Annotated in this window: 21 protein-coding genes; 8 read left to right on the top strand and 13 right to left on the bottom strand. The window is 70.3% G+C overall.

Translation table 11 applies throughout. The features are described from left to right. Nucleotides 1-30: 30 nt before the first annotated feature. The 5 genes from ACFPZ3_RS34905 to ACFPZ3_RS34885 all read right to left on the bottom strand — a co-directional run bounded on the left by ACFPZ3_RS34905 (nucleotide 31) and on the right by ACFPZ3_RS34885 (nucleotide 5967). Complete coding sequence (locus ACFPZ3_RS34905; protein WP_379518574.1) at nucleotides 31-1065, bottom strand: alkaline phosphatase family protein; 1035 nt, start codon at nucleotides 1063-1065, stop codon at nucleotides 31-33. Nucleotides 1066-1081: 16 nt separating this feature from the next. Beyond that, a complete protein-coding gene (locus ACFPZ3_RS34900; protein WP_379518573.1) occupies nucleotides 1082-1855 on the bottom strand; it encodes a sugar phosphate isomerase/epimerase family protein in 774 nt (257 codons plus the stop codon). Between the two features lie 370 nt (nucleotides 1856-2225). Then, a complete protein-coding gene (locus ACFPZ3_RS34895) occupies nucleotides 2226-3218 on the bottom strand; it encodes a LacI family DNA-binding transcriptional regulator (RefSeq protein ID WP_379518572.1) in 993 nt (330 codons plus the stop codon). 819 nt (nucleotides 3219-4037) lie between these two features. Beyond that, nucleotides 4038-5153 (bottom strand): hypothetical protein, encoded by a 1116-nt coding sequence (locus ACFPZ3_RS34890; RefSeq protein ID WP_379518571.1) that lies wholly within the window; start codon nucleotides 5151-5153, stop codon nucleotides 4038-4040. A gap of 220 nt (nucleotides 5154-5373) precedes the next feature. Beyond that, nucleotides 5374-5967 carry a TetR/AcrR family transcriptional regulator gene (locus ACFPZ3_RS34885; protein ID WP_379518570.1) on the bottom strand — a complete coding sequence of 198 codons (594 nt, stop codon included), beginning with the start codon at nucleotides 5965-5967 and terminating at the stop codon, nucleotides 5374-5376. An 84-nt stretch (nucleotides 5968-6051) separates the two neighbouring features. On the opposite strand from ACFPZ3_RS34885, the gene ACFPZ3_RS34880 reads away from it, so the two are divergent. Then, nucleotides 6052-6783, top strand: a complete 732-nt coding sequence (locus ACFPZ3_RS34880) for an SDR family NAD(P)-dependent oxidoreductase (RefSeq protein WP_379518569.1) — start codon at nucleotides 6052-6054, stop codon at nucleotides 6781-6783. Nucleotides 6784-6805: 22 nt separating this feature from the next. Here ACFPZ3_RS34880 and ACFPZ3_RS34875 read toward each other — a convergent pair whose 3' ends face one another. Beyond that, complete coding sequence (locus ACFPZ3_RS34875; RefSeq protein ID WP_379518568.1) at nucleotides 6806-8347, bottom strand: LCP family protein; 1542 nt, start codon at nucleotides 8345-8347, stop codon at nucleotides 6806-6808. 198 nt (nucleotides 8348-8545) lie between these two features. On the opposite strand from ACFPZ3_RS34875, the gene ACFPZ3_RS34870 reads away from it, so the two are divergent. From ACFPZ3_RS34870 to ACFPZ3_RS34855, 4 genes are all read left to right on the top strand, one after another. Further along, nucleotides 8546-9274: a hypothetical protein gene (locus ACFPZ3_RS34870; protein WP_379518567.1), complete on the top strand. Its 729-nt coding sequence runs from the start codon at nucleotides 8546-8548 to the stop codon at nucleotides 9272-9274. A gap of 61 nt (nucleotides 9275-9335) precedes the next feature. Next, complete coding sequence (locus ACFPZ3_RS34865) at nucleotides 9336-10499, top strand: thiolase family protein (RefSeq protein WP_379519020.1); 1164 nt, start codon at nucleotides 9336-9338, stop codon at nucleotides 10497-10499. Further along, nucleotides 10496-12586, top strand: coding sequence for a 3-hydroxyacyl-CoA dehydrogenase NAD-binding domain-containing protein (locus ACFPZ3_RS34860; protein WP_379518566.1), 2091 nt, complete (start codon nucleotides 10496-10498; stop codon nucleotides 12584-12586). Before ACFPZ3_RS34865 ends, ACFPZ3_RS34860 begins: the two co-directional genes overlap by 4 nt. A gap of 88 nt (nucleotides 12587-12674) precedes the next feature. Continuing rightward, entirely contained in the window at nucleotides 12675-13061 is a 387-nt protein-coding gene (locus ACFPZ3_RS34855) for an SSI family serine proteinase inhibitor (RefSeq protein ID WP_379518565.1), read from the top strand. A 35-nt stretch (nucleotides 13062-13096) separates the two neighbouring features. Here the strand turns inward: ACFPZ3_RS34855 and ACFPZ3_RS34850 are convergent, their stop codons facing one another. Further along, nucleotides 13097-14569 carry an amino acid permease gene (locus tag ACFPZ3_RS34850; protein ID WP_379518564.1) on the bottom strand — a complete coding sequence of 491 codons (1473 nt, stop codon included), beginning with the start codon at nucleotides 14567-14569 and terminating at the stop codon, nucleotides 13097-13099. An 89-nt stretch (nucleotides 14570-14658) separates the two neighbouring features. Here ACFPZ3_RS34850 and ACFPZ3_RS34845 point away from each other — a divergent pair, with 89 nt between their 5' ends. Continuing rightward, nucleotides 14659-15294 carry a DedA family protein gene (locus ACFPZ3_RS34845; RefSeq protein ID WP_379518563.1) on the top strand — a complete coding sequence of 212 codons (636 nt, stop codon included), beginning with the start codon at nucleotides 14659-14661 and terminating at the stop codon, nucleotides 15292-15294. On the opposite strand, the gene dxs is transcribed toward ACFPZ3_RS34845, so the two are convergent. After that, on the bottom strand, nucleotides 15242-17122 hold the full coding sequence (gene dxs / locus ACFPZ3_RS34840; protein WP_379519019.1) for a 1-deoxy-D-xylulose-5-phosphate synthase: 1881 nt from the start codon (nucleotides 17120-17122) through the stop codon (nucleotides 15242-15244). The genes ACFPZ3_RS34845 and dxs overlap by 53 nt on opposite strands. Nucleotides 17123-17301: 179 nt before the next feature. On the opposite strand from dxs, the gene ACFPZ3_RS34835 reads away from it, so the two are divergent. After that, entirely contained in the window at nucleotides 17302-18144 is an 843-nt protein-coding gene (locus tag ACFPZ3_RS34835; protein WP_379518562.1) for a neutral zinc metallopeptidase, read from the top strand. 44 nt (nucleotides 18145-18188) lie between these two features. Then, nucleotides 18189-18938, top strand: a complete 750-nt coding sequence (locus ACFPZ3_RS34830; RefSeq protein WP_379518561.1) for a neutral zinc metallopeptidase — start codon at nucleotides 18189-18191, stop codon at nucleotides 18936-18938. Nucleotides 18939-18946: 8 nt separating this feature from the next. On the opposite strand, the gene ACFPZ3_RS34825 is transcribed toward ACFPZ3_RS34830, so the two are convergent. The 5 genes from ACFPZ3_RS34825 to ACFPZ3_RS34805 form a co-directional block, all read right to left on the bottom strand. Continuing rightward, entirely contained in the window at nucleotides 18947-20152 is a 1206-nt protein-coding gene (locus ACFPZ3_RS34825) for an ROK family transcriptional regulator (protein WP_379518560.1), read from the bottom strand. A gap of 35 nt (nucleotides 20153-20187) precedes the next feature. Next, a complete protein-coding gene (locus ACFPZ3_RS34820; protein WP_379518559.1) occupies nucleotides 20188-21450 on the bottom strand; it encodes a sugar ABC transporter permease in 1263 nt (420 codons plus the stop codon). Beyond that, on the bottom strand, nucleotides 21447-22211 hold the full coding sequence (locus ACFPZ3_RS34815) for an ATP-binding cassette domain-containing protein (RefSeq protein WP_379518558.1): 765 nt from the start codon (nucleotides 22209-22211) through the stop codon (nucleotides 21447-21449). The genes ACFPZ3_RS34820 and ACFPZ3_RS34815 overlap by 4 nt, the downstream gene beginning before the upstream one ends. 57 nt (nucleotides 22212-22268) lie before the next feature. Next, nucleotides 22269-23378 carry a sugar ABC transporter substrate-binding protein gene (locus tag ACFPZ3_RS34810; protein WP_379518557.1) on the bottom strand — a complete coding sequence of 370 codons (1110 nt, stop codon included), beginning with the start codon at nucleotides 23376-23378 and terminating at the stop codon, nucleotides 22269-22271. A 415-nt stretch (nucleotides 23379-23793) separates the two neighbouring features. Next, nucleotides 23794-23975: hypothetical protein (locus ACFPZ3_RS34805; protein ID WP_379518556.1), on the bottom strand; the 182-nt coding region annotated here is incomplete at its 5' end.

Here is a 23975-nt window from a genome sequence, read left to right as displayed (position 1 = left end):
TTTCCGGCGTAGAATTCAACACCTGATGAATCAGGTCTCCAGGGGCCGGCCGTCCAGGTTCCACGCCGGATCGACGTCCACACCCAGCACGGCCAGGGCCGTCGGCCCGACGTCCACCGGCCGGGGCTCACCGAGCCCGCGGCCGCGCAGGTCCTCGCCCAGGCGGTTGACGATCACGAAGACCGTGCGTTCCTCGTCCGAGGTGCCGCCGTGTCCGCCCTCGTCCACGTGGCCGTGGTCGGTCGTGACCAGGACGGTCCAGCGTTCGTTCGGGTACGACGGGCGGGCGCGGATGGTGTCCAGCAGGCGGCCCAGGTAGGCGTCCTGGGTCTGGAGGGCTTCTGTGTACTCGGGGCAGTGGGGGCCCAGGTCGTGGGCCACCTCGTCGGTGTCGCCCAGGTACACGAACGTGGCGTCCGGGTCTGCCTCTTTCAGGTGCAGACCCGCGGCTTCCGCGACCTGTTTGTCGGCGGTGGACCAGCCGATGGCGTACCCGTCGAGGACGAAACGGTGGTCGATCGCCGGGCCGAAGGCGCCCTGTTCGGCCAGGGCCGCCCAGGAGAAGAAGGCGGCTGTGGTGAGGGTGGGGCGGGCCTGCTTCGCACGAGTCAAGAAGTCCGGAAATTTCGCGAACTGCGCCGCCGCGAAGCCGTTGTCCACGACGCCGTGTTTGTCGGGCCAGACCCCGGTAGCGATCGACGACCACCCTGGCCCCGAGTCGGTACGCGACCTGATCACGCGACCGCCGCCGCCCCCGGAGACCTCGCCGGCCCCAGAGACCCCGGGGACCCCGGCGGCCTCGCGAACCCCGAGGACCCCGGCGGCCTCGGTGGCCTCGGCGGCCTCGGTGGCCTCGGTGGCCTCGGTGGCCTCGGTGACCTCGGGGATGATCTCGCCGGGCGACTCCGTGCGCGGCGTGCCGGCCTCACCGTAGGGGAGCTTGCTGGTGCCGTACGCACCGGAGGACATCAACCCGGACAGTACGGGGGGATTCACGGCGATCAGCCGGTCGAACCGCAGGCCGTCCATGCCGACGACGAGCACCTTGCTGCTAAATGCGGACATCTCCCCATCTAAGCGGCTAAGGGGCGAAACGCCGCACCCACTCGGCCGCTCCCGGCAGAACCTCCTCCACCGGCGCCACCTGCGGATACCACGTACGCTCCCACTCCAGCGACACCCACCCGTCGTAGCCGGCCGCGCGCAACAACTCGCCCGCCTCATCCAGCGGCACCGACCCGGTCCACATGGGCACCGGCGTCGTGTCCTGCGCCGAGACCGCGTCCTTGATCTGCACGTACGCCAGGTACGGCCCCAGCACGGCCAGCGACTCCGCCGGCTGCTCACCGTGCCGCCACGGGTGCAGCAGATCCCAGAGCGCGCCGGTCGTACCGGGGCATCCCGCCTCGGCGAGCAGCGCGGCCACGGCGGCGCCGGTCGCCATCTCGTCATGGGTCTCGACGAGCACGCGCCGCCCGAGGTCGTCCGCCGTACCGGAGACCGCCTTGAGCCTGCGCGCGCCGACGCTCGGATCGCCACCGCGCGGGAACACCCGCACCCCCGGCGCACCGAGGTCGGCGGCCAGCCGCAGGTCGGCGATGAGCGCCTCGACGACCGGCTCATCCGGCCCCGGCTCACAAACACCGACATATCCAGCGAGCGCCGCTATCTCCAGCCCCGCTCCCTCAACCCGCTCCCGCACCGACGCCCGCTCCGCCGCGCTCAGCCCCGCGTGCACCCCGGTATCCGGATGCAGCCGCAACTCCAGCCCCTGGCACCCATGCCCGGCCGCGATCTCAATCGCCCTGTCCAGCCCTTCGCCAGGCATCCCCAGCGTGCTGACCGCCAGCTTCACGACATCCTCCACATCACCCGCGACGCCCCAACCAGACACCGCACCTGCCACGAACTCCACCCCGACCGCCAAATCCCCCCGCGAACATCGCCACCGCCCCCACCGACGCCCTCACACCGATACGCCTGACGCCGGCGCGCCCCCCATCGGTACGTCCCATGCCGGTACGCCCCACACCGGTACGCCCCACGTCGTCGCGCCCCACGTCAAGGCACCTCACATCAGGGCACCTCACATCAGGGCACCTCACGTCGGCGCATCTCACGTCGGCGCGCCCGAGAATCCTGCGGTGCCCGCGAGGACCTTGGTCCCCCGCGAGAACCTTGGTCCCCCGCGTCCGCTGCTCGGTTCAGGGCCGCCGGCTGCGGCATCAGGGCATTCTCCGGACGCTCTCCCGTAGCACGACCTCGCCCGCGACCTGCTCGACCACCACCGGGTCGTCCTCGTTCAGCGCCAGCTCCAGCGCCCGCGCCCCCATGTTCTTCAGCGGCAGCCGTACGGTGGTCAGCGCAGGCACATGATCACGGAGAGTGACGATGTCGTCGAACCCGGCCACCGAGACGTCCTCGGGAACCCTGATTCCGCGCTCCCGATAGGCCGCCAGCGCCCCGACCGCCATCACGTCATTGACCGCGAACACGCACGTCGCGTCCCCGACCTGCTGGGCCGCCGTGTGCCCGCCGTCGCGGTCGAACGGTCCGCGGATCACCTGCGGCGCGGGCAGCCCCAGCTCTTCGAGCGCCCCGACGAAACCGGCACACCGGTCGGCCGCCGTCACCAGGTGCGGCGGCCCGGCCAGCACCGCGAACTTCGTGTGGCCAAGATCGGCCAGCGCCCTGGCCAGCTCCGCCGCACCCTCCCTGTTGGCCGGGGCGACGGTGTCCACGCCGAGCAGGTCCTGCCCCACGCAGGCCGCCCGCCCGCCGCCCGCCTGGTAGCGCGCGAGCTCGTCGCGCAGACGGCCGGTGACGGCGGGGTCGGCGACGCGCGAGCCGACCAGCAGCACGGCGCGTACGCGCTGGGCGTGCAGCGTCGCCACGTACGCGATCTCCTGCTCGGGGTCGCGATGCGTGGTGCCCACCATGACCAGCAGGCCCTCGGTGGCCGCCGCCCGCATCGCCCCATCGGCCAGGGCCGCGAAGTATGGGTCGGTCAGGTCGTGTACGACGATGCCGATGACGTTGCTCGCCCCTCGGGCCAGCGTCTGGGCGGCGATGTTGGCCCGATAGCCGAGCTCGTCCGCCGCCCGTTCGACGCGCGCCCGCAAGGCCGCGCCCACCTGGCGAGTACTGCCGTTGAGCACCCGCGAGGCGGTCGCGAGCGAGACGCCCGCCTGCCTGGCGACGTCTTCAAGCGTGACCACGAGACCTCCCGGAAAGCGGTTTCCAAGTCTGCCAGACCGGCACCTGGATCCGCATCCTGCCACGCCACAGACCCGCACAACAGAATGGCACGCTCCCGAAGACCCCCACCCCCGCAACCACCGGGAGACCCAGCCCCGAACCCGAAGCCACCGGAAGGACCCGTACCTCGGATTGGGACCCCGGGTTGGGACCCCGGATTGCCGGGAGGAGCCGGACCGCGCAGTCGCCAGGAGGCCCCAGCCCCAGCCCCGGAATTGTCGGAAGGATTCTGACCCTGGATTGCCGAGAGGACCAAGACCCCCGCAACCGCCGGGAGGACCGTCGCCGGGGCGCACCCAGGTGCCGCGGGAGGCGTAGACGACGAGGTCCTTGATCCGGGCCGGAGTTGCCGGGAGAAGCCGACTCGGGTCGCCGAGAGAAGCCGACCCGGGTTGCCGAGAGGTGCCAGGCCCCGGCTGTCGGGAGGAGTCGGAGCGCCGTCCAGGAAAGCGCGGAAGCTCGTTTCCCGGCCAGGCGATGGCCAAGGGCTCGGCCGACCTGGCGCGGGCGCCCCACGTGCTCACGGGGAGCGCCGCACCTCAGGAAGCTCGGCCCCGGCACCCGAAAGTCCCAGCCCCGAAAGGCCGGGATCATGAAGCCCTAAACCCCAAGGCCGGGAGCCCCAAGCCCCCAAGGCCCGGGAGCCCCACGCCCCGGGGAGAGACGCACGGACCCCCGGGGAGGCACGCACGGAAGCTTCCTGCCCCAGGGACCCAGACGCCAGGCAGTTCCACCGGGAACCTGGCGAATCACCCTCAGAGGGAGGAAAGCCGAGGAGGTCAGGCCCAGGGGAACAGGATGTCGAACAGGCCCTTGCGCTCTTCCTGCGTCGGCGCCGGTGCGGGAGCCTCGGTCTGCTGTTGCACGGGCGCCTGCGAGGCCTCCGTGTCCGAGCCGGTCGACGCCGAGTCGCTGTCCTTCTTCTCCCCAGAGTTGTCGGCGGTGTCGTTCATCGTGTTCTGCGGCGCACGGGTGGGCCTGCTCGTGGCCTTCGGCTCAGCCGGCTGCCGAGTGCGCGCCGGACGCTCCGAGGGCTCGCGCGTGGGCTGGGACCGCCGCTGCGGAGGCGTAGTCGGGTTTCCGGCCTGGGGGTCGTTCGGCTTTCCTGTGACCGAATCTGTGGGCTCGGGGGTGACCGCCTCCTCTTCCTCCTCCACCGGGGTGTCCTCGGGGACGGCGGTCTCGGAAGGTGAGGTGACCTCGCCCGCGCTGGCGCAGCGGCCACCGGTGCAGGGGTCGTCGGAGGACGTACTGGTGAGCATCCAGCCGGCGCCCACGCCGAGCACCACCACCGCGGCGGCCGCCACCAGCAACTTCCTGGTACGGCGGCGCACCTCTCCCCCGGAACGCCCGTCGTCGGAGTCACGACCGTCATCGGTCCACCCGGAGCCGAGGAAACCGCGCTTGGGCCGCTCGTCGTCGAAGTCGTCGTCCCGCTCCGACTCGTAGCCGCGGTCGATCGGGAGGTAAGGACTCTCGTCCTCCACCCGGTGGGGCCCGCTGTGCCCGTCGGCCAGGTCGTGCGCCCCGCTGTCGCCACCGAAGCCGTCGTCCCGGAAGTCGTCGTCCCGGTAGTCGTCAGCGCGGAAGTCGTGCGCCCCGCTCGGGCCGCCGAACTCCTGCGCCGCGCTCTGACCGCTGACGTCATAAGCGCTGTGCACGTCGCCGCTCGGCCCGTCCAGCACGTCGTGCGGAGTGCCGCCGAGCACGTCGTGCGGGTCTCCGGACAGGACGTCACGCGCCGGGGCGGGATCGTCGAGCACGTTACGTGGGCTCTCGCCGTGGTACGGCTCAAGCGTGTCCTTGCCGGGCGGCAGGATGTAGGTCTCGTTGCCGACAACCTGGATGGCGGGTTGCTCGTCGGTGTCCTCGGTGCTCCACCTTGGGGACAGCACGTCACCCGCCAAATCCGGGTTTAACGACCTACCCTGCCCGTCCTCGTATGGCCTGTCGTTCTCGTCGCGCGCCACGGTGGAACCTCTCTAGTACGAATTCGGACCGCGCCCCTTCCTACCACTACTTGTCTGGAAATTTCACTTGTTTCCCTAAAACTACTCTCCGTAACATTCGCCCCATTGGTGTTTGGACCGCACCATTCGCGGGGATGTCGACCGTTTAGCCGATGACCCGGGTAACCAGGTCGTCCAGCGCCGACTTCACCCGTTCGACCGCCATCCCGCAGCCTCTGAGCCGGTGGGCGAGCAGCGGCGCGGCCAGCGGCGCAAGCAGGGCGTCGGCCAGGCAGTAGGCATCGGCGTCCGGCCGCAGGCGGCCGATCAGCAGCGCCAGATGCGAGTGATAAGCGTCGTACGCGCCCCCGAACCTGGCCATCGGCCCCGCCGTCTCCGCCATGAGCAGGAGATCGAGCTGCTCGACCGTCCGGTCGGTGAGCGCGCCCAGGAATGCCCTGGCACGCTCGCCCGGCTCCGCACCAGGACCGAGCGGCGGCGGCCCCGCGACGAACGCCTGCTGGAACTCCCGCTCCCGCGCGTCGATCAGCGCGTACGCCAGCCCGGACCGGTCCCCGAAGCGCCGGTAGAGGGTCCCGACGCCGACTCCCGCCGCGGCGGCCACCTCGGCCATGGACAGCCCTTGCACGCCCTGAGCGGCCACGATGCCCTCGGCCGCGGCCAGGATCTTGGCCCGGTTCCGCGCCGCGTCCGTGCGCTCCCGCCTGCCGGCCTCCGCGTCGATGCCCTTGCCCGTCACGGTTCCCATCCTCGCATCGCTTGCATGCGGAATCGGTTCCGGTTACGGTCGCAAGCGGAACCCATTCCGCATAAGGAGGAACTCATGGCAAGGAGAGTCGCCCTGGTGACAGGGGGCAGCAGAGGGATCGGCGCCGCGGTCGCGCGGCGGCTGGCCGGCGACGGGTTCGATGTGGCGATCACGTACAGGGCCGCCGGTGACCGGGCCGCCGCCGTGGTGAAGGAGATCGAGGCGGCGGGCGGGCGCGGCCTCGGGGTGCGGGCCGAAGCCGCCGACCCCGTGGCGATGGTCGAGGCGGTCGAGCGGACCGTGCGCGAGCTGGGCGGTCTCGACGTGCTGGTGAGCAACGCGGGCACAGCGCCGTACGGAGCGCTGGAGGAGGTGACCCTGGCCGAGGTGGACGAGCTGCTGGCCGTGCACGCGCGGGCGTCTTTCGTGCTGGCCCAGGCGGCGGCGCGGCACATGGAGGCGGGCGCGAGCATCGTCCTGATCGGCAGCAGTCTGGCCGAGCGGGTCCCGTACGCGGGCTGGACGGCGTACGCGATGAGCAAGTCCGCCCTGGTCGGCCTGGTCAAGGGGCTGGCCAGGGACCTGGGCCCGCGCGGCATCACCGCGAACCTGGTCAGCCCCGGCTCCACCGACACCGAGATGAACCCGGCCGACGGCCCGGAGGCCGAGGAGGAACGGCGCTACACCGCGCTGGGCCGGTACTGCTCCCCCGAGGACATCGCCGCCGCCGTGGCCTACCTAGCCGGGAAGGGCGGCCGGGCCGTCACGGGCGCCACGATCCCGGTGGATTCGGGCGTGACCGCCTGACCGAAAATCGGCCCGGACGAGGTCACTTGCACGGGTTGGTGGTGCTGTCGACGACCTTGTCCTTGAGCGAGTCCGGGATCGCCGAGACGACCCGCACCCCGGGCCAGTCCTTCCCGATGATGACCTGGACGATCGGCCCGGTGGGCGCCTGGGTGGACGTCTGGGCCGGCGTCTTGGCGGTGGCCTTGGACTCGTACGGCTGGGAGGTGAGGGCCTTGACCTTGCCCTCCACCGGCGTCCGTTTGTCCTTCGACAGCCGCGCCGCCACCGCGTCACCGTAGCCGGGGCCGTCCGCCGCGTCCTTCTTGGCGTACCGGATGCTGGTGGCAGGGGCGATGGCGGCGTTGCCGACCTGCGTGACCACGAACCCCTGCTCGGCCAGGTCGTCGGCCACCTGCACGGCCTTGCCCACCTCGCCGGTGGCGTTGAGCACCTGCAGGCGCACCTGCGAGTTCTCGATCTTGGCCGCGGCGGTCTTGCCGGGCGTGGGCGCGGTGTTGATGTCGGTGTCCAGGCGTACCCGCTCGAAGAAGTCGCGCGCGGCCGGCTCGGCGAACTGCACCCGGTTCTTGTCGGCCGTGTAGGGCACAGTGGGCACCGTAATGCCCTTGAGCTCCTTGGCCGTCAGGCCCTTGACGCTGTTGGCGATCTCCAGCATGCGCTCGAGCGTCAGTCCCTCGTCCACGGTGACGGCGGCGGTGGCGGCCTTGAGGAAGTCGTTGAGCTGGAGGGGGTTGGTGAGCAGGCCGCCGTCGGTGATCTTCTTCATCACCTGGGTGAGGAAGACCTGCTGGCGTTCGATGCGGCCCAGGTCGCTGCCGTCGCCCAGGGCATACCTGGTGCGCACATATCCGAGGGCCTGCTCGCCGCTCACCACGTGCTCGCCCGCGGTGAGCACGAGCTTCGACTTGGGGTCGTTGACGGGCTTGGGCAGGCAGATCTTGATGCCCCCGACGGCGTCGACGATGGCCTTGAAGCCGGTGAAGTCCACCTTGACGAAGTGGTTGATCTTGATGTTGGTGAGCGATTCGAGGGTCTTGGCCGTGCACTCGATGCCGCCGTCGTTGAAGGCGGAGTTGATCTGCCGAATCCCGGCGGGCAGCACGGCGCCGGTGCGGGTCGTGCACTGGGGGATCAGGACCATGGAGTCGCGCGGGAAGCTGATCATGGTGGCGTTGTCGCGGTTGGGGGCGATGTGCAGGAGCATGATCGTGTCGGTGCGCTCCCCCAGGCCGACGGATGTGGCGCCATATTTCTTGTTGTCGCCGTCGCGCGAGTCCGAGCCCACCAGCAGGACGTTCAGCGCGCCGGTGTCCGGCGGGCGGTTCGAGCCGGGGTTGAAGGGCACGCGGACGATGCCGCTCTCCAGGTAGCGGTAGTAGCCATACCCGCCGAGCGAGACGATCACCAGCAGCAGCGTCAGCCCCACACTCACCCAGCCGAGCGGCGTCAGCGGGTTGCGCCGCGGCTCGGAACGGCGTCTCTTGTGATCCGGCGGCGGCAATGGCGGGGCGACACGACGTCCCAGAACCGCTTCCTCCTGCTGCTCTGTCACACGGTTCACCCCTCGCACCATGATCGCGAAGCATAACGAAAAATAGGAAATCAGGAGGACAGGTCTCTCCATCTCGTTCAGTTCGCCATGCCATCATCGACCAGACGATGGCCTGACGGGTACTCCTTCCTCACCTCCAGCGAGGGCTCCATCCAAAGCACGCGAATGCGGGGCACGGCCACGTACGGTGACGCCATCATGACGGTCATGCTGTTGACCGAGATGGCCCCTCCCCCCGGGGCCCAAGAGGTGGCCGGGCTGCGGGCCAGGACCAGGTCCGCCCGGCGCGGCGCCCTCGTGGCGCTCTCCACCTCGATCGCGTTGCTGGCCACCGCCCAGGTGCTCGCCGACAGGGCCACGACCAGGGAGCAGACGCTCCCGCTCGCCGTGCTGTCCCTGGGCGTCTTCGCCGCCGCCCTGCCCACCCTGGCGCTCACCCAGTACGTCTGGGGCGCCAGGGCCCGCCTGCTGCGACGGCGCGAGCGGGAGCTGTACGCCGTCGCCCGCTCCGGCCGGGCCCGCCTGCTGACCCGTCCGGCCGTCGCGGGCGGCTGGGCGGTGACGCTCCTGCTCGGCTGGACCGTCCCGCGCTTCTTCCGCGAGGCCTCTCTCCACACCTTCGCCGACGCCCTGACCTGGGGCGCCGAGGCCCTGTCGGTGATCAGCGTGGGCGCCGGGGTGTCGTTCCTGCTGTGGTGGGCACTGGACGCGGTGGGGATACTGGCGCGCGCTCTGCGCTCGGGCGGATCACCTGGCGATCCATGGGACCCCGGCCATGGCGCGCGCCCGCGAGAGGGCGCGGCGCTCTGGACGGGCACGGCGGTCGCGGTCGCCGGCCTGGTCGGGGCCCGCGCCCACCTCTGGGAGCCGACCACGAGCGTCCTGTACGTGTTACTGGCCGTGGCCCTCGTCCTCGGCGTAGTTACTGACGAGTAGCATAGGCACGGAACCCCTGCTAACAACGAGGAGCGAATCCGTGCCTTCCTCTCGTGACGTCGTGTTCGTGGACGGCGTGCGCACGCCTTTCGGCAGGTCAGGGCCGAAAGGACTCTACGCGGAGACCCGCGCCGACGACCTGGTCGTCCGCGTCATCCGCGAGCTCATCAGGCGTAACCCCCAACTTCCGCCCGAGCGGGTGGACGAGGTCGCCATCGCCGCGACCACGCAGATCGGCGACCAGGGCCTGACCATCGGGCGTTCGGCGGCCGTGCTGGCCGGGCTGCCGAAGACGGTGCCCGGCTACGCGATCGACCGCATGTGCGCGGGCGCGATGACCGCGGTGACCACGGTCGCGGGCGGCATCGCCTTCGGCGCGTACGACGTCGCCATCGCCGGCGGCGTCGAGCACATGGGCCGCCACCCCATGGGCGAGGGCGTCGACCCGAACCCGCGCTTCCTGTCGGAGAAGCTCGTCGACCCGAGCGCGCTGGTCATGGGCATGACGGCGGAGAACCTGCACGACCGCTACCCGGCGATCGGCAAGGAGCGCGCGGACGCGTACGCGGTGCTGTCGCAGGAGAAGGCGGCCAAGGCGTATGCCGACGGCAGGATCCAGCCCGACCTGGTGCCCACGGCGATCAGGACGGCGGAGAAGGGCTGGGGCCTGGCCGTCGAGGACGAGGCGCCCAGACCGGGCACCACGATGGAGGGGCTGAGCGGCCTCAAGACGCCGTTCCGGCCGCACGGGCACGTCACGGCGGGCAACTCCTCCGGGATCAACGACGGCGCTGCCGGGTGCGTCGTGGCCGCCGCCGACGTGGCGGCCGAGCTGGGGCTGGACGCGAAGATGCGGCTGGTGTCGTACGCGTTCGCGGGCGTGGACCCCGAGGTCATGGGCGTGGGGCCGATCCCGTCCACGGAGCGTGCGCTTCGCCTGGCGAATCTCGATATTTCGAATATCGGGCTGTTCGAGATCAACGAGGCGTTCGCCGTACAGGTGCTGGCGTTCCTCGACCACTTCGGCATCGCCGACGACGACCCCCGCGTCAACGCCTACGGCGGCGCGATCGCCTACGGCCACCCGCTCGCCTCCTCGGGCGTGCGCCTGATGACGCAGCTCGCGCGGCAGTTCGGCGAGCGTCCCGACGTGCGCTACGGCATCACCACGATGTGCGTCGGCATGGGCATGGGCGGCACCGTGATCTGGGAGAACCTGGCATGAGCAACATGGACACCTGGCGGGCGCTGCTGAGCGAGCGCAACTCTGACGAGGTCGTCACCAAGGCCCTGGTACGCGACGTGCAGCTTCCCTACGGGGCAGGCACGATGGCGCTGATCACCCTGGACAACGGCTTCGACCACACCAAGCCCAGCACGTTCGGCCCCCACGGCCTGTTCGCGCTGAACGGGGCCCTGTCGGAGATCGCCGCGCGCACCGACCTGGCGGCGGTGGGCGTGACGGGCAAGCCGTTCGTCTTCGCCGTCGGCGCCGACCTCAAGGGCGCGGCGACCGTGGCCGGCCGCGAGGAGGCGCTGGCCATCGGCGCGCTCGGCCACCACGTCTTCCGGCGGCTGGGCGAGCTGGGGATCCCGTCGTTCGCGTTCGTGAACGGCGCGGCCATGGGCGGCGGGCTGGAGATCGCGCTGCACTGCGCGTACCGGACGATCTCGGCGGGCGTGCCCGCGGTGGCGACGCCGGAGTGTTTCCTCGGCCTGGTGCCCGGCTGGGGCGGCACGCAGCTGCTCCCCCGCCTCGTCGGCCCGGCGAACGCGATCAAGCTGATCATCGAGAACCCGCTGGCGAACAACCGCATGCTCAGGGGCGCGCAGGCGTACGAGCTGGGTGTCGCCGACGCCATGTTCGAGCCCGCGGACTTCCTGGAGGAGTCGCTGCGCTGGGCCGCCCGCGTGGTCAACGGCGACGTTGTCGTGGAGCGGCCGGTCCACGCCGAGGACTGGGAGAAGGCGGTCAACGACGCGCGGTTCCTGGTGGACATGAAGTTGCGCGGCGCCTCCCCCGCCCCTTACCGGGCGCTCGACCTGATCGCCCTGGCCGAGACCGCCACCCGTGACGAGGGCTTCGCCGCCGAGGACGAGGCGCTGGCCGACCTGCTCATGAGCGAGGAGTTGCGGGCCGGGCTCTACTCCTTCGACCTGGTGCAGCGCCGCGCCAAGCGGCCCGCGGGCGCGCCGGACGCCTCACTGGCCCGCAGGGTCACGAAGGTCGGCGTGGTGGGCGCGGGGCTGATGGCCTCGCAGATGGCGCTGCTGTTCGCGCGCCGCCTTGAGGTCCCGGTCGTGCTGACCGACCTCGACCAGGCCAGGCTGGACAAGGGCGTCGGGTACGTCCACGCCGAGGTGGACAAGCTGCTCACCAAGGGACGCGTGTCGCAGGACCAGGCCAACCGGCTGAAGTCCCTCGTGAGCGGCTCGCTGACCAAGGACGCCTTCTCCGACGCGGACTTCGTGATCGAGGCCGTGTTCGAGGACCTGGCGGTCAAGAAGCAGGTGTTCGCCGAGGTCGAGGCCGTCGTCTCGGCCGAGTGCGTGCTGGCCACGAACACCTCCTCGTTGTCGCTGACCGAGATGGGCGCCGCTCTGGCGCACCCGGAGCGGCTGGTCGGGTTCCACTTCTTCAACCCGGTCGCGGTCATGCCGCTGCTGGAGATCATCAGGGGCGCCGCGACGGACGACGCCACGCTGGCCACGGCGTTCGCGGTGGGCAGGTCGCTGAAGAAGTCGTCGGTGCTGGTCAAGGACGCTCCGGCGTTCGTGGTCAACCGGCTGCTGACCTGTTTCATGGGCGAGGTCGTGGCGGCCGTGGACGAGGGCACGCCGCTGGAGACGGCCGAGCACGCGCTCGACGGGCTCGGGCTGCCGATGACGCCGTTCGCGCTGCTGCAACTCGTCGGCCCGGCGGTCGGGCTGCACGTGGCCGAGACGCTGCACGAGGCGTTCCCCGACCGGTTCGGCGTCTCGGGGAACATGGGCAAGCTGGTCGCCTCGGGCAAGCCGGGCGTCTACCGGCCGGACTTCACGCTCGACCCGGAGGCGGTGGCCCTGTTCGAGGGCGGCTCCGCGCCGTCCACGGCCGAGCAGGTACGCGACCGCGTGCTCGACGCGCTGGCCAGGGAGATCCGGATCATGCTGGACGAGGGCGTCGTGGCCGCCGCGCAGGACATCGACCTGTGCATGATCCTCGGCGCGGGCTGGCCGTTCCATCTGGGCGGGATCACACCGTACCTGGACAGGACCGGCATCGCGCGGCCCCGCTTCCTCACCCCGGGCGTGGCCTCACTGCCGCGGTAATTAACGGAGGCCCGCCCGGCGGGCCTCCTTCACCTCTTCCGGGGCTCCGTCGTAGCGTTTGGTGCCGTCCTACGAACGGAGAGTAACCATGTACAGAGCAGCCGGCACCCTCGCGCTCTGCGGCACCTTCCTGCTGGGCGCGTCGTCCCCCGCGCTGGCCGCACCGCCTCCCAAGGTGCAGCTCAAGATCGTCGACGCGGTCAAGGGCGGGGCGACGAAGACCGTCTGGCTCCACTGCGCGCCCCTCGGGGGCACCCATCCGGACGCGAAGACGGCCTGCCGCCAGCTCCAGCAGGTCAAGGGCAAGCCGTCGCAGCTCAACGTCAGCCCGAACGCCGCCTGCACCCGGGAGGTCCAGCCGCACGCCGTCGTGGTCGTGGGCCGCTGGTACGAGACGCGCGTGCACTGGGCCAAGGTCTTCGCCAACGGCTGCCAGGTGAAAGCGGCGACCGGGGCGGTCGCCGCCCTCGCCTGACCCCGCGTATGGTCTTCGGCCCCCTGGCGGCGTCTCTAGTGCTGAGCCTTCTGCCAGGGGGTCGCGGTCCTGCTGTGCCAGTAGCCGTAGCCGAAGTAGACGACCACGCCGACGACCATCCAGACCAGGAACCGCAGCCAGGTCTCTACCGGCAGGTTCAGCATCAGGTAGACACAGGCCAGCACGGACACCGCGGGCAGCACCGGCACCAGCGGCGCGCGGAAGGCCCTGGGCAGGTCGGGGCGGGTCCTCCTGAGGACCACCACGCCGATCGACACGACCACGAACGCGAACAACGTGCCGATGTTGACCAGCTCGGCCAGCTCACCGAACGACACGAACCCGGCCAGCGCCATCGTCACCACGCCGATGAGGATCGTGAGCCGGGCCGGGGTGCCGTACTCCGGGTGCACCTTGGCCAGCGAGCGCGGCAGCAGCCCGTCGCGGCACATCGCGAACAACACCCGCGTCTGGCCCATCAGCAGCACGAGCACCACGGTCGTCAGGCCCGCGATGGCGCCGACGCTGATGATCGTGGCCAGCCAGTGCTGGCCGACCGCGGTGAAGGCGCCCGAGAGCGGCGCGGCGGTGCTCAGGTCGCTGTAGCGCTGCATGCCGACGACGACGAGCGAGACGGCGACGTACAGGATCGTGCAGATGGCCAGCGAGCCGAGGATGCCGCGCGGGACGTCGCGCTGCGGCTCGATGGTCTCCTCGGCGGCGGTGGCCACGATGTCGAAGCCGATGAACGCGAAGAACACGATCGCCGCGGCCGAGAAGATGCCGATCACGCCGAACGACACCGGCGTGATGCCGAACAGCACCTGGATGAGCGGCGCCTTGAGCCCTTCCACGCGCGGCGTGGCCACCGCCTCGGGGATGAACGGCGTGTAGTTGGCGGTCTTGATGAAGAACAGCCCCGCCACGATGACCAGCAGCACCACCGTGATCTTCGTGATCACCAGGATCAGGTTGACCCGCGAGGACAGCTTGATCCCGGCCACCAGGATCACGGTGAGGATGAGCACGATGAGGACGGCAGGGAGGTTCACCACGGGGTCGTCGCCCGCCAGCCAGGCGGGCAGTTCGAGGCCGATGGAGGCCAGCATCGAGGCGAAGTAGCCCGACCAGCCGACCGACACCACCGCCGCGGCCAGCGCCAGCTCCAGGAGCAGGTCCCAGCCGATCACCCAGGCGGGGAACTCGCCCAGGGTCGCGAAGGAGAAGGTGTAGGCGGACCCGGCGACCGGGATCGTGGAGGCGAACTCGGCGTAGCACAGGGCCGCGAGGCCGCACACGATGCCCGCGACGACGAACGAGAGGGCCACCGCCGGGCCGGCCACCTCCTTGGCGACCTGGCCCGTGAGCACGAAGATCCCGGTGCCGACGATCACGCCGATGCCGAAGACCGTGAGGTCGGTGGCGGTCAGGCGCTTGTGCAGCTGGTGCTCGGGAGCTTCGGTGTCGCGGATCGACTGCTCGACGCTCTTCGTGCGAAAGATATCCACGCTCAGCGATAGTTCCCACACCCTCGGTGATCATGCCGGGTATGCCGTGCTCCTATGGAGTTCCGTCATCGGGGTATCAGCGTGGGGAGATGTTCAACGATCTGCTCGACGCCCTGACCAGGCAGGATCTCGGCGTGGTGCTGCCGCTGCTGCTGGTCTTCCTGACCCTCGACGCCTCCGTCGGGGTCGGCCTGATCACCCCGGGCGACGGCCTGCTGCTCGTCGCGGGCGCCACCGCCGACAGCGTGGGCGAGGCCCTCGCCCTCATCGGCGCGGGCGTGCTGGCGTGCTTCGCGGGCGCCTCAGGCGGACACTTCCTCGGCCGTCGCTACGGCTCCCGGCTGCGGCACGGCAGGCTGGGGCGGCGCATCGGGGAGCGCCGGTGGGCGCGCGCGGAGCTGCTGTTCGAGCGGAACGGGTGGGCGCTGGCGCTGGCGTACTTCCTGCCGGTGGCGCACGCGCTGACCCCGGCCGTGGCGGGCACGGTGGGCATGTCGTACCGCAGGTTCATGCCGTGGGCGATGCTGGGCAGCACGGCCTGGGTGAGCACGTACGTGACGCTGGGCGCGGTCGCCGGCGGCGTGGTGCGGCGGCACGCGGAGTGGCTGCTGCCGGTGACGGCCGCGGCGGTGGTCGTGGCGCTGGTGATCACCGCCGCGGTGCGCCGGGTGGTCAGCGGCGGGCGGGCTCCTCGTGGGCGGTCCGCCTGGCGATGGCCTCGGTGATCTGCCGGGCGAGGTCCTGGCCCGTCAGGCCGATCCGGCCGAGGATCGCGGCCCGCTTGGCGTGGCCGAGGAACTCCTGCGGGATGCCGAAGGTGCGTACGGGAACGTCGACGTCGGCGTCGCGCAACTGGCGGGCCACGGCGTCGCCCACCCCGCCGACGCGCCCGTTGTCCTCGACGACCGCCACCAGCTTGTGCGCGGAGGAGGCCAGCACGAGCGCCTCGTCCAGCGGCTTGACCCAGCGCGGGTCCACCACGGTGGCCGAGATGCCCTGGGCGTCGAGCAGGACGGCGGCGTCCATGCAGATCTGGGCCATCGGGCCCACGCCGACCAGCAGCACGTCGGGCTCGCCCGCGGCCGCGCGCAGCAGGTCCATCTCGCCCAGCTTGCCCACCGCGTCGATGGACTCGGCGACCGGGCCCTTGGGGAAGCGCAGCACGGTGGGGCCGTCGGTGACCGCCACGGCCTCGCGCAGCAGCTCGGTCACGCGGTCGCCGTCGCGCGGCACCGCGATCCTGAGCCCGGGGACGACCTGGAGGATCGACAGGTCCCACATGCCGTTGTGGCTGGCGCCGTCGTCGCCCGTGACGCCCGCCCGGTCGAGCACCACCGTGACCGGCAGCCGGTGCAGGGCGACGTCCATGAGGAGCTGGTCGAAGGCCCGGTTGAGGAAGGTGGCGTAGACGGCCACGACCGGGTGCATGCCGCCGAGCGCGAGACCGGCGGCGCTGGTCAGCGCGTGCTGCTCGGCGATGCCGACGTCGTAGATGCGGTCGGGGTAGGCCTCGGCGAAGGCGTTGAGGCCGGTCGGGTGGAGCATGGCGGCGGTGATCGCGACCAGGTCGTCACGCTCCTTGCCGAGCCTGACGAGCTCCTCGCTGAAGACGTTGGTCCAGATGCGGGGCTTGGGCTTCTCCGCGCCGGTGGCCCGGTCGAAGGCGCCGGGCGAGTGGAACTGGTCCTCGTCGTGGTTCTCGGCGGGTGAGTAGCCGCGGCCCTTCTGGGTGACGGCGTGCACGATGACGGGGCCGCGGAAGTCGCGGGCCTTGCGCAGCGCCGCCTCCATGGCCTGCTCGTCGTGGCCGTCGATGGGGCCGACGTATTTGAGGCCGAGGTCCTCGAACATCACCTGCGGCGCTATGACGTCCTTGACGCCCTTCTTGAAGCCGTGCAGGGCGTCGTAGAGGACCGGGACGTTGCCCAGTTTGTCCTTGAGGTAGTCGAGCATGTCCTCGTAGCGGCGGTTGACCCGCAGGGAGGACAGGTGGGAGGCCAGGCCGCCGATGGTGGGCGAGTAGGAGCGGCCGTTGTCGTTGACCACGATCACGAGCGGCAGGTCCTTGAAGGCGGCGATGTTGTTGAGCGCCTCCCAGGCCATGCCGCCGGTCAGCGCGCCGTCGCCGATCACCGCGACGGCCGTGCGGTCGCGGTCGGGGCGCAGCTTGAACGCCTTGGCCAGGCCGTCGGCGTAGGACAGCGCGGTCGAGGCGTGGGAGTTCTCGACGAAGTCGTGCTCGGACTCGGCCTGGCTCGGGTAGCCCGACAGGCCGCCCTCCTGCTTGAGCGCCTCGAAGCCGGCGGTTCTGCCGGTCAGCAGTTTATGCACGTACGACTGATGGCCGGTGTCCCAGATGATGGGGTCGTTCGGCGAGTCGAAGACGCGGTGGAGGGCGATCGTGAGCTCCACGACGCCGAGGTTGGGGCCCAGGTGCCCGCCGAACCTGGAGCATGAGTCGACGAGCACATCACGAATCTCCCCCGCGAGCGGCGGTAGCTCCTCGACAGTGAGCCGTTTGACGTCCTGCGGTCCCTTGATCGAGCCCAGCAACCCGCTCACGGATCCGACCCCCCTCTGCTCTTTTACGCGATCCCAAGAGTCTAGTTCGCGGATGCCTCGCTGACTCCATCGAGTCAATTCCACCCACATATGTCCGATCTTGACCTAGTCTTTCGTTACCTATGAACTCCGTCCCCACAAGCAGACTCGTGACACTTGTGGCCGCTGCCATGGCACTTGTCCTGGCAGCGGCCGCTTTGGTGCTCGTGCTGGCGGACGTGGCCACGACCTCGACGACGCTCGGCAACGAGGCGCAGAAGCTCGCGTCCCCGCCCGCGAAGGACCCGCGGACGAAGAAGCAGGAGGACGTCCTCCTGGGGGCGCGGCTGGCGAAGGCGAGCCCCCTCTACAGGACCGGGCGGCTCGCCGACGTGAACTGCTCGCCCGGCGCCCTGCCGGCCGGGAGCATGGTGGCCTACCGGCGCTTCCTCACCCGGGTGACCGCCTGCCTGAACAAGGCGTGGGCCGCCCAGTTCCGCAAGGCGAGGATGCCCTTCACCAAGCCGCGGCTGCGCATCATCACCACCAAGGTCAAGACGCCCTGCGGGGCGTGGAACACGGGCGCGGACGGCGTCTACTGCTCCACCGACCGCACGATGTACCTGATGATCAGCAGGACGCAGCTGCGCAACCCGTTCGCGCTGGGGATCACCCGGCTGATCGCCCACGAGTACGGCCACCACGTCCAGCAGGTCTCGGGGATCTGGAACTACTACTGGGCCGCCAGGGCGATCTCAGGGAAGGCCAGGCGGCTGCAGCTCTCGCGCAACTCGGAGTTGCAGGCGGAGTGTTTCTCCTCGGTCTTCATGAGCACGATGAAGGGCACGCCGCTGGTCACCGACGCCGACTGGGCGTACACGGTGGGCTGGTTCAGGAAGAACGGCGCCAAGGGCTGGCCGCAGAACGACCACGGCAAGGGGCCCACGCAGGCGGCGTGGATGACGCGCGGCTTCAACCGCGGCACTCCCGCGTCGTGCAACACCTGGGCCGCCAGTCCGCGGAATGTCACCTGAGTATCCCGCGCTAAAACCGCCCGAAGGCCATAAGATCCGCGATCGTGCGCATTCCCCTCATAGCGCTGGCCGTGTGCTTGGCAGCGGGTCTCCTCGCGCCGTCGCCGGCCGGCGCGGCGACCCGGATCGGCCAGGCCGGGCTGCTGGGCGCGACGGCCGGTGACGTGGTCGCCCAGACGTGCGAGGTCCCCTCGATCCAGGCGGGGAGCCTGGCCTCGCTCAAGTCCTTCCACAAGGCGATGGCCGGGTGCGCCGACCGCTTCTGGGCCGCCAGGTTCGCCGCCGCGGGCCTGGCGTACAGCCCGCCCGAGATCACGATCACCACGGGGAGCGACTCGGTCTGCGGGTCGATCACGAGCAGCGGCGCGCAGTACTGCCCCGACGAGCACACGATCGTCATCCGCATCATGAAGCGCGACGTGCGCGACCCGTTCAGGATGAACATGGCGCACTCCGTCGCCCACGAGTGGGGGCATCACGTGCAGCAGCTCATCGGCGTGCTGGACGCGCAGTCGGCGCTGTACGAGCCGGCCTCCGAGAAGGCGCGCACACTGCTGAGCCATCGGCTGGAGATGCAGGCCGAGTGCTTCGCCGGGGTCTTCTACAGCGCCACGCTGAAGTCGATCGAACCGGGGATCGGGTGGGACGAATGGCTGGAGGCGGTGCGGCTGGCGGATGAGAGCGACATCCACGGCAAGCCGGTCAACCTGGCGTTCTGGCAGAACCGGGGGTACCGGGGCGGGGCCACGGGGTTCTGCGACACCTGGGCGGCCGCCAAGAGCAAGATCAAGTGAGACGGGGGTCACGCGTTGGCGCGGGCCAGGACCTCCAGGGGGTCGGCCAGGACGTGGGCGAAGGCCAGTTCGGCGGCGCCCACCAGGGTCGCGGAGTCGCCGAGCGCCGACGTACGCAGCCGCAGCCGCTCCCGTTGCGGCGCCATGGCGTGCAGGGTGAGCTGCGAGCGCACCTGCGCAGCCGAGCCCAGATAGATCTCCCGCAGGATCCCGCCGAAGATCACCATTTCGGGATTGAAGATGTTCACGAGGTTCGCCACGCCGAGCCCGAGCCAGTCGCCGACCCGGCTGAGCGCCTCCTGGGCCACGATGTCGCCCCGGTCCGCCGACTCCACCACGGCGCGCACGGCGTCCCTGCCCTGCTGCCCCGAGGAGACCCGGCCCGCCGACTCCAGCAGCGCCCGCTCCCCCACCTCCGCCTCCAGGCACCCGTGCGAGCCGCAACCGCAGGCGCGGCCGCCGGGGTTGACCACCATGTGGCCGACCTCGCCCCCGTAGCCGTCGTGGCCGCCGAGCAGGTGGCCGCCCGCGATGATGCCGCCGCCGATTCCGACGTCGCCGTGCAGGTAGATGAAATCCCTGACGGCCATCCCGACGCCGCGGCTGTGCTCGGCGAGCGCGGCCAGGTTGGCGTCGTTGCCCACGCTGACCGGCAGCCCCAGGCCGAGCCTGCGGCCCAGCTCCTCGCCGAACGGCACCTCCTCGGCCTTCAGGTTGGGCCCGAACCGCACCACGCCGTCGGCCTTGCGCACGCCGCCCGACACTGCCGCCGCCGCGCCCACGCAGACCGTGTCCGGCCTGGTCTTGCGGCGCATCTGGCGGGCGAACCCGGCCAGCACCCCGGCCAGCTCGTCCAGGTCGAACGCGCCGCGGTCGCGTTCGGACTCCCGGCGGTCGAGGATCACCCCGCCGAGACCGACGCGGGCGACCGCCAGCCGGTCCGGGCCCACGTCGAAGGCGAACACGTAGACCCTGGCCGACTCCGGGCGCACCACGAGCGAGGGCCGGCCCGCGCGGCCCGTCTCGCGGGGCAGCTCCTCGCGTACGAGGCCGGCGGCGGTGAGATCGGAGGTCAGAGCCATGATCGTGCTGCGGTTGAGCCCCATCTTCGAGGTCAGCTCGGCACGCGAGATCGGCCCGCCCAGGTGGACATGACGAAGCAGCGCGCCGAGATTGTGGCGTCTGATGTCCTCTTGAGAGGGGCCGGCACGCATCGTCTGGGGTTCCTTCAAGGGCTGTGAGTCGCTGATCACCTTAGACCAGTGGCTGCCGCCCGCTTGCGCGCCAGGGCGTCGACACCCGCGGCGAGCAGCAGGACAGACCCTGTGACCAGGTATTTCACACTCGCCCCATACCCCATCAGGCCCATGCCGTTCTCGATCACCGCCACCACGGCGCCGCCGAGCACGGCGTCGAGCACCCTGCCCTTGCCGCCGAACAGGCTGGTGCCGCCGATGACCGCCGCGCCGACCGCGTACAGCAGGACGGAGCTGCCGCCCGTGTTCGGGTCGACGGAGCTGGCCCGCGACGCGGCCACGATGCCGCCGATGGCGGCCATCGAGGAGCAGATCACGAACGCGCTGATCTTGATCCGGTCGACCGGGATGCCGGCCCGCCTGGCGGCCTCGGTGTTGCCGCCGACCGCGTACAGGTGACGTCCGAAGCCGGTCCGCCGCAGCACCAGCGTCCAGGCGACCAGCAGCACCAGGATGACCGGCACCACGATCGGCACGCCGGTGAGCGAGACGAGAGCGGCGTTGCGGCTGCGCTCCAGGTTGAGCGCGAAGACCGCGAGCCCGGCGAAGACCGCCAGCAGGCCGACCCTGAAGGCGATCAGCGAGAGCGGATCGGCGACCAGGCCCCGCTTCGTACGGTTCCTGGCCCGCCTGAGCTGCACCCCGGCGAAGACCGCCACGCAGACCGCGTACAGAGCCCAGCCGAGCCACGGCGGCAGGTTCCTGTTGGCGATGGCGACGACCACGCTGTCGCGGATGGAGATGTTCGTGCCCTCGTCCACCAGCACCAGGACCAGGCCCTGGAAGGCGAGGAAGGCGGCCAGCGTGACCACGAACGACGGTATGCCGACCTTGGCGACCAGTGTGCCGAGCACGGTGCCGATGATCACGCCGGTGAGGATGGCGGCCGCCATGCACACGTACCAGGGCAGGCCCGCGCTGGTCAGTGTGACGGCCAGGACCGCCGCGCAGACGCCGCTGGCGAAGCCGGCCGACAGGTCGATCTCGCCGAGCAGCAGCACGAACACCAGGCCCATGGCGATGAGCGTGACGGCCGCGCCCTGCGTGAACAGGTTCGCGAAGTTGATCGCGGTGAGGAAGGAGGGCCGGGCGACGGCGAAGACCGAGCAGAGCACGAGCAGGCCGGCTACCGCCGGCAGGGCGCCCATGTCGCCGCCGCGCACCCGCTGGGCGTACGCGACGAGGCTGTTCTTGATGGACGGGGCCTGCGCCGCCGCGACGATGGCCTCCCCCGGGAGTTCTTTGACCTTGTTCATGGAGTGACCCCGTTCTTGAGGCCCAGTTCGCCGCTGCGGCCGGAAGTGATCAGTTCGACGACCTGTGCGTGCGTCACGTCGGCGGTTCTGACCTGAGCGGCCATCCTGCCGAGGTAGAGGGCGGCGATCCGGTCGGAGACGGCGAACACGTCGTTCATGTTGTGCGAGATGAGCACCACGGCCAGGCCGGTGTCGGCGAGCCTGCGCACCAGCTCAAGCACCTGCGCGGTCTGGGCCACGCCCAGCGCCGCCGTGGGCTCGTCGAGGATGACGACCTTGCTGTTCCACAACACGGCCTTGGCGATGGCCACGGTCTGCCGCTGCCCGCCCGACAGGCTGGAGACCTGCTGCCTGATGGACTTCACCGTACGCACCGACAGGCCGCTGAGCGTGCGTTCGGCCTCCTTCTCCATGCTGTCCTCGTCGAGCAGGATGCCGTTCTTGCGCTCCCTGCCGAGGAACATGTTCTGGACGATGTCGAGGTTGTCGCACAGGGCGAGGTCCTGGTAGACGATCTCGATACCCAGCTCGCCCGCGTCGCGGGGGCTGTGCACGTGGACCTCGCGGCCGTCGAAGAGAATCTGGCCGCCGTCGGTCGGGTAGATGCCGCCGATGCACTTGACCAGAGTGGACTTGCCCGCGCCGTTGTCGCCGACGAGCGCGGTCACCTCGCCGGGGTACGCGGAGAACTCCACCTCGTGCAGGACCTTCACCGGACCGAAGCTCTTGTCGATCCCGCGCACTTCAAGGAGGGGGGTCATGGGGCTCCCTAAACGGGGGTACGGCCGCGCTCGTGGCTCCGGCCGCACCCCGCAAAATTATTGAATTCCTGCGTCGGTGCACTTCGCGGCGAAGTCACCCGTGCACAGTTCCTCCTTGGTGACGTAGCCGTCGGTCACCACGTCCTTGACGTTGTCGGCGTAGATGGCCTGCGGCTCCAGCAACTCGGCCGGCACGTCCTGGTTCGACTCGGGGTCCTTGACGGAACCGGTCGCCGTGGGCTTCTCACCCTTGGCCAGCGCGACGGCGAGCTTGGCGGCGGCGTCGGCCTCCTTCTTGACCGCCTTGTAGACCGTCATGCACTGGTCGCCGGCCAGGATGTTCTGCAGGCCCTGGACGGTGGCGTCCTGGCCCGTGACCGGGACCTTGCCGTTGAGGTTGTTCTTCTTCAGCACGGTGATGGCCGCGTTGCCGAGACCGTCGTTGGCGGCCAGCACACCGGCGATCTTCGGCTGCTCGGTCAGCATCTGCTCGAAGATCGTGCCGGCCTGGGTGTTGTCCCAATCGGGCACGGACTGGTCGGGGCCCTTGACGTACTCGCCGGCGTCGTACTTGGGCTTGAGCACGCCGTCGTAACCGGCCTTGAACAGGGTGGCGTTGTTGTCCGTCGGCGAGCCGTTCAGCTCCGCCACGATCGGCTTTTCCGCCTTCTTGTCGGTCAGGCACTTGCTCAGGCCCTCGCCCTGGAGCGTGCCGACCTTGGTGTTGTCGAAGCTGACGTAGTACGCGGCCCCGCCGCCGAGCGTCAGCCGGTCGTAGTCGATGGTCGCCACGCCCTGCGACTTGGCCTTGTCGATGACCGTCTTGCCGGTGCCGCTGTCCAGGTTCACGATCATCAGGACGGTCGCGCCGTTAGTGATCATCTGGTCGGCGATGGTCTGGAACGCCGTCTTGTCGTTCTGTGCGTTCTGGATGTCGTATTGAACGCCGGCGGCCGTGAACGCCTCCTGCAGGTACTTGCGGTCAGCCGTCTCCCACCGTGCCGACGACTTGCTGTCCGGCAGGATGACACCGATCTTGCCCGCCTTGGCCGCCGAGGCGGTGGCCGAGGTCGAAGTGGTGGTCGTACCGCTGTCGCCCCCGCAGGCGGTGAGACCGAGGGCGAGCGCGGCTGCCGTGGCGGTCAGGCTGAGGATCCCCTTGCGCATAGTGCAGGGTCCTTTCTTCCGAGGGGCCCGGATGAATGTTGTTTGCGGCAACGTATTCCCGGATGGACCACTTTGGAAGGGGGTGGCGGATGCTAGTTTGTTGTTTCCGGTAACAATCCAGAAACGCCACCTCAACCTTTCCGACTCCTGCCGGTCGTGGCTGAGCACGATGGTTGGCCCTGGGGCACGGTAGTTGGCCCATCTGGGCGTATGGCCGGGCGCGCGAGCGTGCTCAGCCTCGCCTTGGGCCCGAGCTGGCCGCACTCGGCTGCACGTTGCGCGAGGTCGCCGAGCCCGGGCTCGGCCCGGCTCTCGCGGCTGAGGGTGAGCCGACGCTCGAGGCATACGTGAAACTGCCGAACTTCCTGATCGTCGCCGCCGACGCAGGCCACGCAGGTCAGACAGGCCACGCAGGTCAGAGCAGCAAGCCGAGGTAGCACTCGTCGACCTCGACCACTCGCATCCGCGTCTCGGCCGCGCGCTGGAGCGCCTGCACGGCGCGCGGGTTATGACGTTGCCGGTGGACGTTGACGGACTCCTCGACGCGGTCACCCAAGAGGCCACCCTCACCGACGAGACAGTGCCGGTGTCGGTGAG

Source organism: Nonomuraea insulae (assembly GCF_042656245.1).
The sequence above is the reverse complement of the archived record's forward strand: the minus strand, read 5'-3'. Positions and strand labels throughout refer to the sequence as shown.

Bases quoted from the DNA above. Each gene is read 5' to 3' on its own strand.
- ACFPZ3_RS34845 (WP_379518563.1), top strand. From the start codon at position 14,659: ATGTTCAACGATCTGCTCGACGCCCTGACCAGGCAGGATCTCGGCGTG.
- ACFPZ3_RS34880 (WP_379518569.1), top strand. From the start codon at position 6,052: ATGGCAAGGAGAGTCGCCCTGGTGACAGGGGGCAGCAGAGGGATCGGC.
- ACFPZ3_RS34905 (WP_379518574.1), bottom strand. From the start codon at position 1,065: ATGTCCGCATTTAGCAGCAAGGTGCTCGTCGTCGGCATGGACGGCCTG.
- ACFPZ3_RS34870 (WP_379518567.1), top strand. From the start codon at position 8,546: ATGCTGTTGACCGAGATGGCCCCTCCCCCCGGGGCCCAAGAGGTGGCC.
- ACFPZ3_RS34825 (WP_379518560.1), bottom strand. From the start codon at position 20,152: ATGCGTGCCGGCCCCTCTCAAGAGGACATCAGACGCCACAATCTCGGC.
- ACFPZ3_RS34835 (WP_379518562.1), top strand. From the start codon at position 17,302: ATGGCACTTGTCCTGGCAGCGGCCGCTTTGGTGCTCGTGCTGGCGGAC.
- ACFPZ3_RS34815 (WP_379518558.1), bottom strand. From the start codon at position 22,211: ATGACCCCCCTCCTTGAAGTGCGCGGGATCGACAAGAGCTTCGGTCCG.
- ACFPZ3_RS34855 (WP_379518565.1), top strand. From the start codon at position 12,675: ATGTACAGAGCAGCCGGCACCCTCGCGCTCTGCGGCACCTTCCTGCTG.
- ACFPZ3_RS34820 (WP_379518559.1), bottom strand. From the start codon at position 21,450: ATGAACAAGGTCAAAGAACTCCCGGGGGAGGCCATCGTCGCGGCGGCG.
- ACFPZ3_RS34810 (WP_379518557.1), bottom strand. From the start codon at position 23,378: ATGCGCAAGGGGATCCTCAGCCTGACCGCCACGGCAGCCGCGCTCGCC.
- ACFPZ3_RS34860 (WP_379518566.1), top strand. From the start codon at position 10,496: ATGAGCAACATGGACACCTGGCGGGCGCTGCTGAGCGAGCGCAACTCT.